This is a genomic window from Lysobacter sp. 05T417 (assembly GCF_056396405.1).
This window is the reverse complement of the sequence record NZ_JBFTLK010000005.1, coordinates 52,562-70,341: the sequence shown is the minus strand read 5'-3', so window position 1 is coordinate 70,341 and position 17,780 is coordinate 52,562. Positions and strand designations below refer to the sequence as shown.

Annotated in this window: 17 protein-coding genes; 9 read left to right on the top strand and 8 right to left on the bottom strand. The window is 68.3% G+C overall.

Going from position 1 to position 17,780, the window contains the following annotated elements; translation table 11 throughout:
- Positions 1 to 113: 113 nt before the first annotated feature.
- The 4 genes from AC1DER_RS09950 to AC1DER_RS09935 all read right to left on the bottom strand — a co-directional run bounded on the left by AC1DER_RS09950 (position 114) and on the right by AC1DER_RS09935 (position 4,618).
- Positions 114 to 1,079, bottom strand: coding sequence for a Csu type fimbrial protein (locus AC1DER_RS09950; protein WP_477248270.1), 966 nt, complete (start codon positions 1,077 to 1,079; stop codon positions 114 to 116).
- A complete protein-coding gene (locus AC1DER_RS09945) occupies positions 1,079 to 3,337 on the bottom strand; it encodes a fimbria/pilus outer membrane usher protein (RefSeq protein ID WP_441815540.1) in 2,259 nt (752 codons plus the stop codon). The genes AC1DER_RS09950 and AC1DER_RS09945 overlap by 1 nt, the downstream gene beginning before the upstream one ends.
- Positions 3,338 to 3,413: 76 nt before the next feature.
- Positions 3,414 to 4,127, bottom strand: coding sequence for a fimbrial biogenesis chaperone (locus AC1DER_RS09940; protein ID WP_477248266.1), 714 nt, complete (start codon positions 4,125 to 4,127; stop codon positions 3,414 to 3,416).
- The gene (locus AC1DER_RS09935; protein ID WP_477248264.1) at positions 4,127 to 4,618 is read right to left on the bottom strand and encodes a Csu type fimbrial protein; all 492 of its coding nucleotides are present in this window, start codon (positions 4,616 to 4,618) and stop codon (positions 4,127 to 4,129) included. Before AC1DER_RS09935 ends, AC1DER_RS09940 begins: the two co-directional genes overlap by 1 nt.
- 341 nt (positions 4,619 to 4,959) lie before the next feature.
- Here AC1DER_RS09935 and AC1DER_RS09930 point away from each other — a divergent pair, with 341 nt between their 5' ends.
- Both AC1DER_RS09930 and plsB read left to right on the top strand, forming a co-directional pair.
- On the top strand, positions 4,960 to 5,913 hold the full coding sequence (locus AC1DER_RS09930; protein WP_477248262.1) for a hypothetical protein: 954 nt from the start codon (positions 4,960 to 4,962) through the stop codon (positions 5,911 to 5,913).
- Between the two features lie 26 nt (positions 5,914 to 5,939).
- Positions 5,940 to 8,804 carry a glycerol-3-phosphate 1-O-acyltransferase PlsB gene (gene plsB / locus AC1DER_RS09925; protein ID WP_477248260.1) on the top strand — a complete coding sequence of 955 codons (2,865 nt, stop codon included), beginning with the start codon at positions 5,940 to 5,942 and terminating at the stop codon, positions 8,802 to 8,804.
- Positions 8,805 to 8,841: 37 nt separating this feature from the next.
- Here plsB and AC1DER_RS09920 read toward each other — a convergent pair whose 3' ends face one another.
- Positions 8,842 to 9,051 carry a YdcH family protein gene (locus AC1DER_RS09920; RefSeq protein WP_477248258.1) on the bottom strand — a complete coding sequence of 70 codons (210 nt, stop codon included), beginning with the start codon at positions 9,049 to 9,051 and terminating at the stop codon, positions 8,842 to 8,844.
- Positions 9,052 to 9,150: 99 nt separating this feature from the next.
- Here AC1DER_RS09920 and ttcA point away from each other — a divergent pair, with 99 nt between their 5' ends.
- The 3 genes from ttcA to AC1DER_RS09905 all read left to right on the top strand — a co-directional run bounded on the left by ttcA (position 9,151) and on the right by AC1DER_RS09905 (position 12,033).
- The gene (gene ttcA / locus AC1DER_RS09915) at positions 9,151 to 10,056 is read left to right on the top strand and encodes a tRNA 2-thiocytidine(32) synthetase TtcA (protein WP_477357923.1); all 906 of its coding nucleotides are present in this window, start codon (positions 9,151 to 9,153) and stop codon (positions 10,054 to 10,056) included.
- Between the two features lie 136 nt (positions 10,057 to 10,192).
- Entirely contained in the window at positions 10,193 to 11,098 is a 906-nt protein-coding gene (locus tag AC1DER_RS09910) for a recombination-associated protein RdgC (RefSeq protein ID WP_477248254.1), read from the top strand.
- A 122-nt stretch (positions 11,099 to 11,220) separates the two neighbouring features.
- Entirely contained in the window at positions 11,221 to 12,033 is an 813-nt protein-coding gene (locus AC1DER_RS09905) for a M48 family metallopeptidase (protein WP_441815548.1), read from the top strand.
- 159 nt (positions 12,034 to 12,192) lie between these two features.
- Here AC1DER_RS09905 and AC1DER_RS09900 read toward each other — a convergent pair whose 3' ends face one another.
- Together AC1DER_RS09900 and hemH are read right to left on the bottom strand one after the other, a co-directional pair.
- Positions 12,193 to 13,065 (bottom strand): alpha/beta fold hydrolase, encoded by an 873-nt coding sequence (locus AC1DER_RS09900; protein WP_477248251.1) that lies wholly within the window; start codon positions 13,063 to 13,065, stop codon positions 12,193 to 12,195.
- On the bottom strand, positions 13,065 to 14,099 hold the full coding sequence (gene hemH / locus AC1DER_RS09895) for a ferrochelatase (RefSeq protein ID WP_477248249.1): 1,035 nt from the start codon (positions 14,097 to 14,099) through the stop codon (positions 13,065 to 13,067). Before hemH ends, AC1DER_RS09900 begins: the two co-directional genes overlap by 1 nt.
- 195 nt (positions 14,100 to 14,294) lie before the next feature.
- Between hemH and AC1DER_RS09890 the strand changes: the two genes are divergently transcribed.
- The 4 genes from AC1DER_RS09890 to tatC all read left to right on the top strand — a co-directional run bounded on the left by AC1DER_RS09890 (position 14,295) and on the right by tatC (position 16,850).
- Positions 14,295 to 15,191 carry a lipid-binding SYLF domain-containing protein gene (locus AC1DER_RS09890; RefSeq protein ID WP_477357920.1) on the top strand — a complete coding sequence of 299 codons (897 nt, stop codon included), beginning with the start codon at positions 14,295 to 14,297 and terminating at the stop codon, positions 15,189 to 15,191.
- A gap of 110 nt (positions 15,192 to 15,301) precedes the next feature.
- Positions 15,302 to 15,541 (top strand): Sec-independent protein translocase subunit TatA, encoded by a 240-nt coding sequence (gene tatA, locus AC1DER_RS09885; protein ID WP_477247375.1) that lies wholly within the window; start codon positions 15,302 to 15,304, stop codon positions 15,539 to 15,541.
- 36 nt (positions 15,542 to 15,577) lie between these two features.
- Positions 15,578 to 16,039 (top strand): Sec-independent protein translocase protein TatB, encoded by a 462-nt coding sequence (gene tatB, locus AC1DER_RS09880; protein ID WP_477247377.1) that lies wholly within the window; start codon positions 15,578 to 15,580, stop codon positions 16,037 to 16,039.
- Between the two features lie 28 nt (positions 16,040 to 16,067).
- On the top strand, positions 16,068 to 16,850 hold the full coding sequence (gene tatC / locus AC1DER_RS09875) for a twin-arginine translocase subunit TatC (RefSeq protein ID WP_441815554.1): 783 nt from the start codon (positions 16,068 to 16,070) through the stop codon (positions 16,848 to 16,850).
- A 46-nt stretch (positions 16,851 to 16,896) separates the two neighbouring features.
- Here tatC and AC1DER_RS09870 read toward each other — a convergent pair whose 3' ends face one another.
- Complete coding sequence (locus AC1DER_RS09870; RefSeq protein WP_477247380.1) at positions 16,897 to 17,742, bottom strand: BPSS1780 family membrane protein; 846 nt, start codon at positions 17,740 to 17,742, stop codon at positions 16,897 to 16,899.
- Positions 17,743 to 17,780 lie beyond the last annotated feature (38 nt).

Here is a 17,780-nt window from a genome sequence, read left to right as displayed (position 1 = left end):
AGTCTGCCCTCCGTCCGGCGCGAGCCGGAGCCATGCCACAACTCGACGTCCATCCGGTGCGAGCCGGATTTGAAGGAGGCCCACGGCCTCCTTTTTCTTTTCTGGCGCGTCAGTCAGAACTCGACGGTCGCCGTGACCACGTCGCTGTAGGTGCCGGCGGTGAAGGTCGGCGTGATCGGCACGCGACCGTAGACGGTAAGCGTCTGCCCCGTGCCCTGTCCCGCGCCGGTGCCGGTGCCAATCACGGTGGAGCCGGTCGTGCCGGTACCCCAGATGACGTTGCGCGCGGCGGTCGTATAGAGGTTGTAGTTGACCGTTTGTGGCCCGACGCCGTTGAGGTACATGCGGCGGGTGGCGACGTTGCCCGAGCGGCCGCCGTCGAGCTTGACCGTGTAGGCGGTGCCGTTGGTGCAGGTGACCGTCAGGTTGGCCTGCGCATCGCGGGCCACGGCCAGCGAGGTGTAGCTGCCGAACGGCATGTTCTGCGCGGCGATCAGGCAGCTGCCCTGGAGCGTGGCGCGCGAGGTGAAGGTGTAGTTGGGTGTCGCCGGCGAGACGTTGCTCGCGCAGTTGGCATTGGCCGCCGTCGAGTAACCCCAGACGGCACTGATCGATTCGGTGTATGTGCCCGGCGTCGGCGCGGGCGCCGTGGGCTGCACGGTCGATACCCGTCCGTACAACGTGATGGGCCGCGTGATCCACGTGTTTCGCGAGGTGATCGTGATCGTGGTCTGGGCGTTGTAGGTGTAATTGGCGGGCTGGGAATAGGTCGCGTCGGTGTAGATGTCGTAGTAGAACGACGCCACCGGGGCGGCGCGCGTCATCGAGCGGGGCGTGCCGCCGTTGTTGGTGCCGGCGCACACCAGGACATCGTCGCCAACGTCCGCATTGGCGGTTCCCTGGCAGCTGGCGTTGACCGTCACCGTCGATGTCGTCGCCCCCACCGGCAGTGTCAGCGTGCCGAAGTTCAGGTCGGTGGCGTTGTCGATGCGGCAAGTGATCGCCGCCGAGGCCGTGCCCGGCATCAGCAACGACGCGAGCAAGCCGAGCAGGGCCAACGCAATGGTGTAGCGACGCATCATGGTGTGTCCTCGCTGCGGCATTTCACCGTCAGTTTGTCCTGTGCCGAATTGCTGGGCAGCGCCGGGGCCACCGCGGAACACGTGATGCCCGCGCGGGTCCAGGTGAGGCTTTCGCCGGGAGTGTATCGATCGAGCCAGAGGGTGCCGTCGAAACCGACGATGGCCGGACTTCCGTCCTGACGGACCACGCGGGTGCCGGCCTCCACCTGCTTGCCCTCGCGGTCGAGCAGTTCGAGGTTGGCGCTGTGTACCTGCCGGATCGGGAACGGCACGTGCACGCCGCTGCGATCGGGCGGCGTTACCAGCCGTTCCACCGACAGCACTTCCAGGTCGGGCGCGAGGCCATCGGGGTCGATGGCGATGCGGTTGCGCTGCCAGCCACGCAGCTCGGGCAGCAGCAGGAAGCCGTTGGCATTGGTGCGGCCGGCGACGCGGTTCTCATAAAGGATCGGCACGTCGGCGATGCCGTTGGTCGAGACGACCGCGAACGAGTCGGTGACGGCGCGGCTGGTGAACAGTTCGCCGCCCATCAGCACCACGCTGCCGTTGCCCTGGCCGTAGACGCTCTGCTGTCCGCCGAAGCTGTCCACGCCGCCCCAGACGTCGCCGGCGCGACCGCGCCAGCCGACGCCAAGCACGCCATCGCCACCGTCGCGCGCCTGCACTTCCCAGCCCAGGCCGCCGCCATAGGGCAACGGACGTCGCAGCGCCGCGACGGCGTCGGTGTCGCCGTTCTGCCGGTCGACCGACAGCGAGGCATCGATGTCGCGGCCCAGCGGCACGTTGATGGACAACGAAACGCCGTGCCCCGAACGATCGTCGTCGAAGGCGCTGACGGTCCAGGCGAAGTTGCGGTAACTCTGGTTGAACCCGATGCCCTTGGTGCGGCTGGTCGGATTGTCGTGGTCCTGGTAACGGATCCACGAAAGCGAGATCGAGCCGCGCGGGATCGATACCCAGGCCGATGCACGGTCCTGCCGCAGCAACGGCAAGCCGCCCTCTTCGAGCGAGCCCAGGTCGCGGTATTCCTCGGTCGCGCGCTGGCTGTAGACGTCGAAGCCGACGCGCTGGCCGAACCACTGGTAGCCGCCGCCGTACTGGTGGCCGCTGTGCCAGTTGGAGCTGTGTGCGTAGTTGCCGGTGAACACGCCATAGCGGCCCAGCGGCGACCAGGCAAAGCCGATGCCGCCCAGGCTCAACCGCTCGCCGTACTCGGCATGGAACTCGCCGGTGAAGTTGTCGGTGATGCCGTGGCGCATGCTGGCGCTGGCGACCGGGTGCTGCCCGTAATCGTCTGACTCCAGGCTGTAGTTGCGCCGGAGCAGGCCGGCTTCGAGCGAGAAATCGCTCAGGCCACGGGCCAGGCGCTGATAGTCGACATACAGCGGGACGCTGGTCTGGGTGGTGCGCCCCAGCGCATCGGTCACCACCACCACGGCCTGTCCGGCGCCGGCCAGGCGCGGGAAGTCGCTGAGCACGAACGGGCCCGGATCGACCTGGCCGCTGTACTGGCGGACGTTGTTGACGTAGAGATCCACCGCCGACGGCACCGCCGCGCTGGCACTGAACTCCGGCAGCGGGTAGATGATCAGGTCGGGGCGGACGCTGAAGTTGCGGCGCCATTGCAGGCCGCCCATGCGCACCGGCCGGCTCCACGCCAGGCCACCGGAAATCAGGTCGCCGGCGGTCCAGGTCGTCATGCGCTGCGGGTCGGAAATCGTCCAGCGCGTGTCCAGGCGCAGGTAGCCGTCGTCCTGGTCGCCGCTGCGGCTGACGCCGTAGCTCTGCAGGCTGCCGAACCGGCCAAACCAGCGCAGGCCGGTGCCCAGCGACGCGGTGTCGCTGTCGTCGGAGTGACGGCCATAGGCATCCCAGTCCAGCACCAGTCCCTGGTCGCGATTGACCGAGATCGGCGCCGGCGCCTGGTAGCCCAAGCGGTTGGCGCGGCGCATGTTGGCGGCAGGAATGAGCGTCACCTGCTGCATCGATGCGTCGTAGATCGCGCTGAGGCCTTCGATCGCGTCGAGCGAGACACGGCCGTTCGGGTCTGCAGTCACGTTGTCGGGCATGACCAGGCCGATCGCATCCAGATCGGCCGGATCGACCGACAGTCGGCCTTCGAACATTTCGAATCGCACCAGCGGCCGCACGATCTGGCCGTCCATGACGATGTCGAGGAAAAGTGCCTGCGGCGCGGCGATCAGCGCGCGCTGGGAGGCCGCCGTCGGGGCCTCTTCATCCAGGCCCGCGGGCAAGCCCGCCGCCGCCCAGGTGGACGGTGCGCAGATCGCGAACAATGCGATCGCCAGCGCTTGCGCGAGGCGATGGTTCCTAACGCCCGGACGACAGTTCAATGCTTGCCGGCTGACCGTTCAGCCGGACCTCGAGCGTCTTCCATGCTTGACCGGACCCGAGCTTGTCGCTTTCAAGCGTGAAGCGCCGGGAGCTGCCCGCCAGTACGTAGCCCATGAGGCCAGGGGTCAGTTCCAGACTCTTTCCGTCGGCCGACAGCAGGCGGCTTGCGCCCAACTGGGCAGCGACACCGCCCGAGTTGGAACAGGCCAGCACTGCCGCTTCCAGACGGCACTTGAGGGCGACCGGTGCCGGATCGGCAACGCGGACGAACACAGGAATGAGATAGCGCATCCGGACGTTCACCGCGCTCTGGGTCGAGGCGGTGGGATCGCCGGGCAACTCATCGACGACGACCCGGTAAGCCAATTCCTGCCGGGGCGCTGCCTCTGCGTTGCGGACGAGACGGATCAGCTGGTCTGCGCCACCGGCGATTTCCACCACCGGCGGGCTGACCGTCAGATCGTTGCTGGGTTCCAGGACATCCTGGTCACCGTCCTGCGTCCACGCATATACACGGATCTGCGCCGCCACCGGGCTGTCGCCGCCGTTGCCCAGCAGCAACCGGCCACCGCGAACACCGGGCGCCATGTCGACACTGGTCTGTCGGGCTTGCAACTGGCCGCGGGCATGCGCGACCCCACCCATCAGGGTAAGGGCCACGAACGCCGCAAGTGGGAGGCGCAGGTTCATCAGAACGAGACGGTAGCAGTGACGGTGTCGGTGTAGACGCCAACCGGCTTCGGGTTCTGCGAACCGAACACGCGACCGTAGACATCGAACGTGGTGACGCCCGAGGCGCTGCCGGCCAGGGTGACGTTGCCGCTGGTGCCGTCGCCGATGACGTTGGTGCGGCCGGTTTCAGCGTACAGCGAGTAGTTGACGGTGTTCGCGGACGGACCGGTCATCTTGCGCGAGGCAAAGGAGGCGCCCGTGCCGCCGCCGGCGCCGATGGCGACGGTGTACGGACCGGCCGAGACGCAGGTGACGGTCATCGTGGTCTGTGCGTCGATGGCGGCAGCCAGCGTCGTCTGCGTGTTGAAGTTCAGCGGATTGGCGGCAACGGTGCAGCTGTTGTTGAGCGTCAGGGTGACGTTCATGGAAGCGGTGGCGGTAGCGGCCATCGCCAGCGGGGCGGTGGCAAGGAGGGCAACTGCGAGCAGCGACGACTTGAGCAGGTTCATTTCCAGATTCTCCGGGGGCGCGATCTGCGCTTTGACGTGCCGGCGGAAATGCCGGGTTATTCGTAGAAAGCAGGAAGTGTGCCAACCGTCGCAAAACCGGTTTCAGGACGTGAAACGAGCGTTAAGTCCGCCAGATTTGACAAAGCTGAACGAGATTTCCATCACACTTTTGTCCTAAAGGTCCAAAGGTGACAATCGCTGTCACGTTGTGTCACCTGTATTTCTGAACGGGGAAATTTCCGGCGGAATCCCGGCGGAGCACCGTTTCGCGACGGTGTCGGCTTGCCGCCGACCCGGCCCACGGCCAAGATTCGGACCCAGCGACAGGGGAACCGCACCGCATGCCATTGATCCAACGCGCCACCGCCGCGCTGCTCCTGGTTGCCGCGGTGGCCGGGGCCGGTTGCGAGCGCGCGCCTGCGCCGGCGGCCGCGCCCACCCCGACCGAGCCGGCCCAGGCGGTCGAGCAGTTGATCGCGGACCTCCGCAGCAACGACTTCGCCACCTACGCCCGCCATTCCGTTCCGCCGGCGCTGTACGCGCGCCTGGACCTGGCCTGGAACGAGGGCCGCACGCGCTGGCCGTTGACCGAGCTGCCGCTCGACGACCGCCTGCCGGCCTTCATCACCGCGCTGGCCGAGCCGGGCGCCGAGCAGCACCTGCTGGCCACCTACAACCGCCAGTTCTCCGGTGCCGGCGCCGAATTACGCTCGGCGGCGTCGACCCTGGGCCTGTTCGCGACCCAGTACCTGCACAAGGAAGGCGACTACAGCACCGACGAGCGCGCCCATTACGCGCAACTCGTCGCCGCGGTCAGCCGCTGGGGCCAGAAGGCGCCCCTGGGCGACCCGCAGCGTGCGCGCCGGGCAATCCCGCAACTGGTCGCGGCGGCGCGCCAGACCGGCCTGGCCGGCGGCCCGGACAGGTTCCGCCAGCTGGGCATGCAGCGCAGCCTGGAGCGTTTTGGCCCGTTCTTCGGCCGCTTCAAACAGGTCCTGGCCACGTACGGCCTCGATGTCGACGCTGACCTGGGCAGCGCCAGGGCGACCCTGATCGAGCGCGACGGGGACCACGCCCGCGTCGCCCTGGACTACACGCTGGCCGGGCAGAAGATACGGGCGCAGCTGGCGGTCGAGCGCCGCGATGGCCACTGGTATCTCAGCGATGCATTGCGCCATGCCGAGACCGAGGCGGCGCCTGCGGCGGCACCTGCGTCGGCGCCTGCGGCGGCACCTGCATCGGCACCTGCGGCCGCCCCGGCGGCCATGGACCCGGTGGCCAAGCCGAACCGCTGAACGCGCTTTCGACCGCGATAGGCATAATGCCCGCGATGCCGAATCAGACTCCCCTGCCATTCCCGGAACCGGCCAAGGACGCGCCGGCCACCGCCGCCAGCCCGACCGCCGGGTCCGAGACTGTGCCCGAAACCGCGCCCGAAACTGTGCCCGAGGCCGCGCCGGAGCACGCGCTGGAGTACGCGCCCGAGGCCGCGCCCGAAGCCATCGCCGACGGAGCTGCCGGGACGTCGCCCGAGCCGGACACGCAGCCGCAGCCCGAGCCCGATCCGGCCCAGCCGGAACTGCCAATGCCGGCCGTTGTCCAGCCCGCCGGCTCGACCGTCCGTCCCGAGCGCCGTCGCCCATCGGGCGCACCGCGCCGCCCATGGTGGGCCAAGCTGCTCGGCCGGATGATGGCGCCGTGGGTGCAGCTGACCATCGAGCCGCGCAACCCGACCGCCGAGATCCCCGAGGAATGGAGCGGCCGCCCGGTCTGCTACGTGCTCGAGGACTACGGCCTGAGCAACGCGCTGATCCTGGAACGCGCCTGCCGCGAATCCGGACTGCCCTCGCCGCTGCAGCCGCTGCCCGGCGATCCGCTGCGGAGAAAGCGCGCCTACCTCGCGCTGTCGCGCCGCAACGTCAACACCCTGGCGCAGCTGCAGGCCCTGGCTGGCACCGCCGAGCCGACCACCAAGAGCCACTCCAGCTCGCTGGCGCGCCTGCTCGACGCGCACCGCAACGACCCCACCCTGGACGTGCAGCTGGTGCCGGTGTCGATCTTCGTCGGCCGCGCGCCGGACAAGAACAGCGGCTGGTTCTCGGTGCTGTTCTCGGAAAACTGGACGCTGGTCGGCCGCTTCCGCCGCCTGCTGGCCATCGCCCTCAACGGCCGCGACACCCTGGTGCGCTTCGCCCCGCCGATCGGCCTGCGCGCCATCGTCGACGAAGGCCTGCCGGCCGAGCGCACGGTGCGCAAGCTGTCGCGCGTGCTGCGCGCGCACTTCCGTCGCATCCGCGCGGCCGTGATCGGCCCGGACCTGTCGACCCGGCGCCTGCTGGTGGACCAGGTGCTGACCTCGGCCACGGTGCGCGACGCCATCGCCGACCAGGCGCGTCGCGACAGTTCCAAGCTCGCCGACGCCTGGAAGAAAGCCCACACCTACGCCTACGAGATCGCCGCCGATTACTCGCACCCGGTGGTGCGTTCGGTCAGCTTCCTGCTGGCGCCGGTGTGGAACCGCATCTACCGCGGCGTGCTGGTGCACCACCTCGACCAGCTCAAGGAAGACGCGCCCGGCCACGAAGTGGTCTACGTGCCCTGCCACCGCAGCCACATGGACTACCTGCTGCTGAGCTACCTGCTGTACACGCGCGGCATCGTGCCGCCGCACATCGTGGCCGGCATCAACCTCAACCTGCCCGTCGTCGGCACCCTGCTTCGCAAGGGCGGCGCGTTCTTCATCCGCCGCAGCATCCGCGGCAGCGCGCTGTATTCGGCGGTGCTGGGCGAGTACGTGGCCCAGCTGGTGTCGGGTGGCTATTCGATCGAGTACTTCGTCGAAGGCGGCCGCTCGCGCACCGGCCGCTTGCTGCAGCCCAAGGGCGGCATGGTGGCGATGACGCTGCGCGCGTACCTGCGCCAGCCCACGCGCCCGGTGCTGTTCCAGCCGGTCTACATCGGCTACGAAAAGCTGATGGAAGGCAACAGCTACCTCGACGAGCTCTCGGGCAAGCCGAAGGAGAAGGAATCGATCTGGGCGCTGCTGTGGGGCATCCCCAAGGTGCTGCGCAGCAACTACGGCCAGGTCGTGGTGAATTTCGGCGAACCGATCCGCCTCAACGACGTGCTCGCCGAGCATGCGCCGGACTGGGATGGCGCGCCGGTCGGCGACGAGGAAAAGCCGGCGTGGCTGTCCGGCGCCGTCGATGCGCTGGCCGAACACATCCAGGTCAACGTCAACCGCGCCGCCGACGTCAATCCGATCAACCTGCTGGCCCTGGCCCTGCTGTCGACGCCCAAGCACGCGATGGGCGAAGCCGACCTGCTGGCGCAGATCACCCTGAGCAAGACACTGCTGGCGACGCTGCCGTATTCCGACCGCGTCACCGTCACGCCGCACTCGCCGCAGGAGATCGTGGCCCACGGCGAGGAGATCAACGTCCTCAGCCGGACCGCGCACCCGCTCGGCGACGTGCTCGGGGTGAGCGGCGACAACGCGGTGCTGCTGAGCTACTTCCGCAACAACGTGCTGCATCTGTTCACCGCGGCGTCGTGGATCGCCTGCTGCTTCCAGAACAACCGCCGCATGAGCCAGGCCGGCGTGCTGCGCCTGGGCCGCAATGTCTATCCGTTTCTGCAGGCCGAGCTGTTCCTGCCGTGGAGCGAGGAGCAGTTCGCGCAGCGCCTGTCGGACACCATCGAGGTGTTCATCCGCGAAGGCCTGCTCGAGCGCATCAACGAGGAAGAAGGCGGCATCCTCGCCCGCAACGCCGGCCAGACCGACGAGGTGTTCCGCCTGCGCGCAATCGGCCATTCGCTGCAACAGGCATTCGAGCGCTACTACATCGCCATTTCGGTGCTGGTGAAGAACGGCGCCGGCACGCTCACCGCGTCCGAGCTGGAAAGCATGTGCCAGCTGGCGGCGCAGCGGTTGTCGTTGCTGTACGCACCGGCGGCGCCGGAGTTCTTCGACAAGACCCTGTTCCGCGGCTTCATCCAGAAGCTGCGCGAGATGAAGCTGGTGTGGCCGGACGGGAACGGCAAGCTGGCGTTCGACGCGCGGCTGGACGCCTGGGCCAAGGACGCCAAGGTCATCCTCGGCCGCGAGTTGCGCCACACCATCGAGAAGATCAGCCCGGAGACGGCCAAGGCCGCCCCGGTCGAGCCGGCGACACCGGCAAGCTGAGCCAGGGTTGCCGCAGGCGCCGCTGGTGCCGCGGCCTTCAGGCCGGTTCGTCGGGAATCAGTGCGCTCTCGATCCGCGAGATGCAGTCCTTCAACCACAGCTTGCGCTTTTTCAGGCGCTTGACGGTGAGCTCGTCGGTGTCGGGTTCGCGCGCCAGGCGCTCGATCGCCACGTCGAGGTCGCGGTGCTCCAGACGCAGCTCGGCCAGCTGGCGCGCGAGGACGGCGGGATCGTCGCTTTCGATCATCGGCGAAGCTTAACGCGGCCGCGTTGCAGGCGTCACCGCTGCCGCAGCCGGCAGGATCTGTGCCCGGCCAGAATCCCTGCCCGGTAGAATGGCGGTCCGATGAGCACCGTCCTGCCCCTTCTCGAACCTGCGCCCCGCGTGCGCGCCGTCCAGCGCCGCGCGCACGAGAACAACAAGCTGGCCAAGCGCCTGCGCCACCAGGTGGGCCGCGCGATCGCCGACTTCGGCATGATCGAGGACGGCGACAAGGTCATGGTGTGCCTGTCGGGCGGCAAGGACAGCTACACGATGCTCGACATCCTGCGGCAGTTGCAGGCCAGGGCTCCGGTGAAGTTCGAGCTGGTCGCCGTCAACCTCGACCAGAAGCAGCCGGATTTCCCCGCCCACGTGTTGCCGGGCTACCTCGAATCGATCGGGGTGGACTACCGGATCCTCGAGCAGGACACCTACTCGGTGGTCACGCGCGTGGTGCCCGAAGGCAAGACCCTGTGCTCGCTGTGCTCGCGCCTGCGCCGTGGCGCGCTGTATGCGTACGCGGCCGAGCACGGCTTCACCAAGATCGCGCTGGGCCATCATCGTGACGATCTGGTATCGACGTTCTTCCTGAACCTGTTCTTCCACGCCAAGCTCGGTGGCATGCCGCCCAAGCTGCTGTCCGACGACGGCCGGCACGTGGTGATCCGCCCCCTCGCCTACGTGCGCGAGGATGACATCGCCGCCTACGCCGAGGCCAGGCAGTTCCCGATCATTCCGTGCAACCTGTGCGGTTCGCAGGAAAACCTGCAGCGCAAGCAGGTAAAGCGGATGATGGATGCCTGGGAGCGCGAGACCCCGGGACGGATTGAATCCATCGCCCGCGCACTCGGCGACGTCCGCCCGTCGAAGCTGTCAGATCCGAACCTGTTCGACTTCCTTGCACTCGGCCGACATGGCGATGCGCCGTTGCCGGATGCCCACGCGTGGCTGGCAGGGGAGCCGGCACGCGACGAAGACAGCCAGACTTGATGCATCGCACGACACTCACCGTCATTCCCGCGAAGGCGGGAACCCAGCGACTTCCCTTCGCATCGCGCAAGCGAAAGACACTGGGTTCCCGCCTTCGCGGGAATGACGGTCTATACCTCTCTTTCCAGGATCCTCGATGTTCTTCCGCAACCTGACGCTGTTCCGCTTCCCCACCACCACCAAACTCGATGAACTCAATACCGGCCTGGGCGAATGCCTGCTCAAGCCGGTCGGCCCGCTGGAACTGTCCAGCCGTGGCTTCATCTCCCCGTTCGGCCGCGGCGACGACGAGCTTTCCCACACCCGCAGCGATGCCACCTGGCTCGCGGTCGGCGGCGAGGACAAGATCCTGCCCGGCTCGGTCGTCAACGACATGCTCGCCAAGAAGCTGGCCGAGATCGAGCAGAAGGAAGGCCGCAAGCCCGGCGGCCGCACCCGCAAGCGCATCAAGGACGAGCTGATCACCGACCTGCTGCCGCGCGCGTTTGTGAAGCCCAGCCGCACCGACGCCCTGATCGACATGGGCCACGGCGTGGTCGCCGTTGACACCTCCAGCCGCAAGAGCGGCGAGAACGTGGTCAGCGAGATCCGCCGCGCCCTGGGCAGTTTCCCGGCGCTGCCGCTCAATGCCGAGATCGCGCCGCGCACGGTACTGACCGGCTGGGTCGCGGGCGAGGAGATGCCCGAGGGCCTGTCGCTGGGCGATGAATGCGAGCTGCGCGACCCGATCGACCAGGGCGCGGTGGTCAAGGTGCAGCGCATGGAACTGCAGAGCGACGAGATCGCCAAGCACCTGGAATCGGGCAAGCAGGTCACGCGCCTGGCCCTGACCCTGGATGACCACGTGTCGTTCGTGCTCGGCGAGGACCTGGTGGTGCGCAAGTTCAAGCTGCTCGATGGCGCCGTCGACGGCCTCGAGTCGACCGAGCGCGAAGACCTGCGTGCCGAGCTCGACGCACGCTTCGTGCTGATGGCCGGCGAGTTCAAGCGCCTGTTCACGGTGCTCGAAGCCGCGCTCAAGCTGTCACGCGCCGAACTCTGACCGCGCACAACTCTGACAAACGGGGCGCACCACAGCTGTCATCGCGGCGAAACCAGGAGCAGGCGCAAGCACGTATGATCGGTCTCGTGCCACGTGTTCGCACTCCCACCGAGCCGTCCGCCATGCCTTCCCAGTTTCGAATGTTCGGTCGCCTGCTCGCGCCGAAGCCACGCACGATCGAGCGTGAAGCGCTCGACGTCGAGCTGGACGATGGCCGCACCATCGTCCTGCAGCGCGTGCGCGACCCGCGCGCGCGCCGGCTCAAGCTGTCGGTGGACGAGCGCGGCGCGCGGCTGACGATGCCCACGCGCTGCAGCATTGCCGCCGCCGAGCGCTTCGTCGACGAACACCGGCAATGGTTGGGCGTACAGCTCGACCGCTACGGCATCGACGGCGTGCCGCCGCTCGAACGCGACCTCACCGCCGAACTTCCGCTGCGCGGTGCGATGCTTCCGCTGCAATGGCAGCCAGGCCGCTTCACCCGCCTGGAAGCCGACACTGCCAGCGCCGAGCCCGCACTTCTGTTCACCCTGCCCGACCGTGCCGGCGAGGTCGCGATCCGTCGTGCCGCGCGCGACTTCTATGAAGGGCAGGCGCGCACCGACGTCGGCCGCTGGTTGCCGCGCTACCTGCCGTCACTGCCGCGGGCGCCGCGACGGGTGACGTTCAAGATGATGTCGTCGCAATGGGGCTCGCTGGCGCCGGACGGCTCGATGGCGCTGGACCTGTCGCTGGTGCTGGCTCGCCCGAGCGCATTCGAATACGTGGTGGTGCATGAACTGTGTCACCTCATCCACGCCGACCACTCGCGCTCGTTCTGGCGCGAAGTCGAAGCCCGCTGCCCGCACTGGCGCGAGGAACGCGAGTATTTCCACGGCGAAGGCCGTCGCCTGAAGGCGACGCTGCGCGCGCTGTGCGGGAAGACGGCGGCGTAGCCGGCAACGTCCCTGGGTTCCCGCCTTCGCGGGAATGACGGGCAGAAGCAACGTCCCTGGGTTCCCGCCTTCGCGGGAATGACGGCTTTTCAAACGAAGACCGGGCAGTGAATTGCCGGCGCGGTGGACGACGCCCTTCCGAAGCCACCGGCGAGCGGGCTAGCCCGTCAGGAAATCGCCGATCGTGGCCGCCACCAGCGCCGGATCCTCCATGTGCAGATGGTGCCCGCCTTCCAGCACCACCAGCTCGCCATGGGGCAACAGGCCCGCACGCTCGCGCCGGAGCGCATCGGGCAGGTACGACTGGGCCGGATTGGCGAAGATCACCCGCGTCGGGCATTCGATGCCGGCGACCAGGTCGCGGATCTGCGGCTCGGTCAGGCGCTGCATCGATGGCAGCGTCAGGCGCGGATCGCTCGACCAGACAAAACCACCCTCGACCGGCGCCACACCGCGTTCAACCAGCAAGCGTGCAGCCGACTCACTGAGGCGGCTGCCGACCTGCGCGCCGGCCGCCATGCGCGCGCGCACCGCAACCATCGGATCGGGAAACACCCGCAACGACTTCCCGGGCAGCGCGCGCATCGCCGCGACCGCCTCGCGCAGGCGCGCCACCGTACGCTCGGGCCGCTCCGCCAGGGCCCCAAGCGCTTCGATCGCAACCAGGCGTTCGACGCGCTCCGGGCACGCCGCGGCAACGAGGCTGGAGATGCCCGCGCCCATCGAGTGGCCCAGCAGGGAAAAGCGATCCCAGCCCAGCGCGTCGGCGACATCGAGCACGGCGTTCACGGCGGCGGCGAACGAATAATCCGCACCTGGCGCCAGGTGCGCGCTGGCGCCGTGGCCGGGCAGGTCCGGCGCGACCAGCTCGATACCGTGCAGATGCGCGGCCAGCGGCACGAAGCTGGCGGCATTGTCCAGCCAGCCGTGCAGGGCCAGCACGCGCGGCGCACCGGCCTGGCCACCGCGCAGTCCGGCGATGCGGCCCAGCGGGGTATCGAGTACGAATTCGTGCAGCGGGTGTAAGGCCATCAGTGCCAGGTCTCGAGGCGATGGTTTGCGAGGGCGGCCAGCACGCGCGCATGCGCGCGACTGTCGTTGAGGCACGGGATGTAACGCAGCGCGGCACCTGCGTCGCCGGCATGCGCGGCGAAATCCTCCGCCAGCATCATCGCCACTTCTTCCAGCGTCTCGATGCAGTCGACCGGAAAGCCCGGGGCGACCACGTCGACCTTGCGCACGCCACGTCCGGCCAGTGCGCGCAAGGTGCCCTGCGTGCTGGGTTCAAGCCAGCGGTCGCGGCCGAAGCGCGACTGGTAGCTCAGCGTCCAGGCGTCATCGGCAAGGCCCAGGCACCGGGCGATCGCGCGCGCGCTGGCCTGGCACTGGTCGGCGTACGGATCGCCGGCATCGACCAGCCGCTGCGGCAAGCCGTGGAACGAGAACAGCAGGTGCTCGCCACTGCCGTGCCTGGAGCGGTAGTCGCGAATCGAGGCAGCCACGGTTTCGACCCAGCCCGGATCGAGGTGGTAGTCGTCGATCAGGCGCGTCTGCGGCCCATCCTCGGCGCCCGCCAGGACGTCACCGACCGAGGCCGTCGTCGTGGTGGAGTATTGCGGGTACAGCGGCAGCACCACGGCGCGGCGCACGCCTTCGGCGCGCAGCTGGCGCAGGCGCGAGGCAAGCGACGGCGTGCCGTAACGCATGGCATCGATCACGCGCAGGTGCGGGAGCTCGTCCTGCAGCGCCCTGGCCAGCCTGCGCGTGTACACCGCCAGCGGCGATCCACCGTCATCGCCGGCGACCCAGATGCTGGCGTACTTGCGCGATACCACCTTCGCGCGCAGCGGCAGGATTACCAGGTGCAGCAGCGGCAGCCACAGCGCGCGCGGCAGCGAGACGACGCGGCGATCGGAGAGGAATTCGGCCAGGTAGCGGCGCACCGCAGCGGGCGTGGCCGCGTCGGGCGTGCCCAGGTTGACCAGGACCACGGCGGTGTCGGCGACCTGGCGGGTGTCAGTGGCTTTGGATTCGCCGGTGGCGGCAATGCTGGCGGGGGCTTGCATGGTGCATAGGATGACAGCTGCACCTGCGGATGGGCATACGCGCCGCGCCCCGGCGGGATCTTTCAGCTTATGCGACGCACGCCCGTTTGGGTCGCTTGCAGTTTTCGCTGATTGGGTGAGGATTCATCGCCGCTTAACTAGCCTGAACCGACTGCCGTTTTGGCGGTCGAATCCAAATATCCCCTGGAGTCCGCCATGTCCCGCCGTCTGCCGTCCCACCGCCTGCCGCGCCTTGCTGTCCTGATGCTCAGCCTCAGCCTCGCGGTCACCGCGGTGGCTGGCCCGACCGAGGACCAGCGCGCCGTCGACGCGGTTCGCGTGCTCACGCAGATCCAGCAGATTCCCGAGTCCGGCATTCCCGACAAGCTGCTCGATGAAGCCCGCGGCATTGTCGTGGTGCCCGATTCGCTCAAGGTCGGCCTGGTCCTGGGCGGCCGTCGCGGCCATGGCCTGCTGTCGGTGAAGAACCCCGACGGCACCTGGTCCAACCCCAGCTTCGTCAAGCTCACCGGCGGCAGCATCGGCTTCCAGGCCGGCGTGCAGTCGGCCGACATCGTGCTGGTGTTCCGCAGCGACCGCGGCCTGGACAACATCGTCAACGGCAAGGTCACCCTCGGCGCCGATGCCGGCGTCGCCGCCGGTCCGGTCGGCCGCAATGCCTCCACCGCCACCGACGGCCAGCTCAAGGCCGAGATCTGGTCGTGGTCGCGCGCCCGCGGCCTGTTCGCCGGCATCGCCCTCGATGGCGCCGTGCTGTCGATCGACGACGCCGCCAACGAGGCCGTCTACGGCAACGACACGACGCCGCGGATGATCTTCGAAGGCCGCGCGAACGGCCAGCCGTCGACGGCGGTGGTCGATTTCCGCGACCGCCTGGAGGAGGCCAGCTCGATCGCGCGCACCGCCCGCAGCAACGCCAGCGCCGACGAACGTGCCCGCAGCGGCGCGCCGGCGCCGCGCGCAGCCGCGCCGGCCGCACCGGTCACTCCTGCCGCCACCACCGCGCCGATCCAGCAGGCCGGTCCGGCGCAGGCCAAGCCCAGCCAGTTCGAGACGGTCGAGAGCCCGGTCAAGGCCGAACCGCTGCCCTGAACGGGTCGCCGCGCTGATCAGGCTGATCAGGCGGGACTTCGCACACCGGAACAACAGCGCCGGCAACGGCGCTGGGGTATCCTGAGCATCCATTTCCTGCGGACAATCTCATGGGCGGTTTGAGTCTTTGGCACTGGCTGATCGTGCTGGTGATCGTGGTGCTGGTGTTTGGCACCAAGCGCCTGGGCAACGTCGGCAAGGACCTCGGCGAGGCCGTGAAGGGCTTCAAGAAGGGCATGCGCGACGACGACGACAAGCCGGCGGCGCAGCTGCGCGACGATTCGCGCGACGCCGGACAGCAGTCCAGCGAAACGGCCAACACCAAGCAAGACGACCACACGCCGCGCTGACGCGGCGTGTGTCCTGACCTGCGTCGGTAGCCGGCCATGTTCGATATCGGCTTTTCCGAGCTGTTCGTCATAGCGATCGTCGCCCTGCTGGTGCTGGGCCCGGAGCGCCTGCCCAAGGCGGCGCGCTTCGCCGGACTGTGGGTGAGGCGCGCGCGTGCGCAGTGGCACTCGGTGAAGTCCGAGCTCGAACACGAACTGGCCGCCGAGGAGCTCAAGCGCAACCTGCGCGACACCGAACAGTCGCTGCGCGAGGCCCACGACGAGATCAAGTCCGGCTTCAATGAAGCGCGCAACCGCATCCAGCGCGAGGGCGACGCCCTGCGCCGCGGCGTCGACGAGATCGACGCCGAGTTGCGCTCGCCAGCCACGGCCAGCGATTCCGCCGAGAACGCCGAGGCCCCGGTTTCGTCCGGGCCGGCCGTTGATGTCGAAGGCAGCACGGCGGCCGTCGAGCCGAATGACCCGACCCCGGCCGCCGACGCGACCGAGCGCAAATGATCCGCGCTCCCATGAATCCGCCGCCCCCATGAACCACGACCCCGCACACCCGCACGCCGACGCTGGCTCCGACAGTGACGCCGGCATCGAGCCGCGCCTGATCGACCATCTGATCGAACTGCGCGCACGCCTGTTGCGTGCGGTGGTTGGCCTGCTCGTCGTGTTCCTGGCCTTGATGCCATTTGCCGCCGACATCTATGGCCTGCTCGCCGCCCCGCTGCTGGCGAACCTGCCGGCGTCGGGGCAACTGGTCGCCAACGACCCGGCCGGCGGTTTCTTCGTGCCGATCAAGCTGGCCTTCTTCGCCGCATTGCTGCTGGCGATGCCCTGGCTGCTCTACCAGGCCTGGGCCTTCGTCGCGCCGGGCCTGTACCAGCGCGAGAAGCGCCTGGCCGTGCCGCTGCTGGTATCGGCGGTGGCGCTGTTCTACCTCGGCTGCGCGTTCGCGTTCTTCCTGGTGCTGCCGACGGTGTTCGGCTTCCTGGCCAGGTTCACGCCGGACGTGGTGGCGATGATGCCCGACATCGGCAAGTACCTCGATTTCGTCCTGGTGATCTTCCTGGCCTTCGGCGCCAGCTTCGAGCTGCCGGTGGCGCTGGTGATTCTGGTGCTGCTGGGCTGGGTCACGCCGCAGCAGCTGAAGGATTCTCGCGGCTACGCGGTGGTCGGCGTGTTCGTGATCGCCGCGGTGATCACCCCGCCCGACGTGGTCTCGCAACTGATGCTGGCCATCCCGATGTGCCTGCTCTACGAGGTCGGGATCGTGGCGGCGCGCTGGCTGGTGCCGCAGAAGGCCGAAAGCGAGGCCTGAGGCCGCAAAAGAAAAGCCCCGCTTAGGCGGGGCTTTTTTATGGGTGTCAAACCTCGATGCCACCTGCCGCCGCCGCCACCGGCACGGCCGGCGGAGCCTCGCCGAGCATGCCGCGCCAAGCGTAGTAAATCGTCCCGCCCATTACCGGCAACAGCACCGCCATCAGCAGCAACTGGCCGATGAAGAAGGCCGCCTGCTGGCCGATCGCGAAGGCCAGAAGCGCGATCAGGATGTTGGCGACGATGCTCATCGCGAACATCGCGATGAACACCAGCAGCATCATCACCACCAGCGCACCCAGGTTGCGCAGGCAGGCACGGAAACTGATCGACATCGCCGCGAACGCACCACGCTCGGTGAACATCACGTCAGGGATGGCGATGAACGTGAAAAAGCCCGCCACCACGCCGACCACCAGCGCCAGCACCAGCCAACCGAAAATGCGGCCCGCCGGCAGCGTCTTGGCCAGTTCCGGGTCGGGGTTGGTCTGCATCTGATGGATCACCTGGGCAATGTGCTGCAACTGCTCGCCACCGATCATCACCATCAGCAGCAACGCCAGCACCAGCAAGGCCGCCAGCTGCGGCAGCAGCATCGCCAGCAGGCGCGGCAACTTGCCTGATTGCAGGCCCTTGAGCAGGTGCATCGGCTGCGCGCTGCGGCCCAGGTCGACTTCGCGTGCGGCATGGATCACGCCGCCAAACAGGATCGGTCCCAGCACCGCGATCAGGAAACTCAGCCACAGTTGCCCGGTTTCCGAGGCCAGTGCCGACAGGCCGCCCCAGATCAGGCCGAGCAGGCCCAGCGCCATCGGCGCCTTGCGCAGCAGAGCGAATCCGCCAAGCAACCATTCCGCACCGGCACTCGCCGGCACTTTGCGAATCTGCGTCATCGCTGTCCCCATTCCGTCTTTCAAAGGTGGTGTTGTGT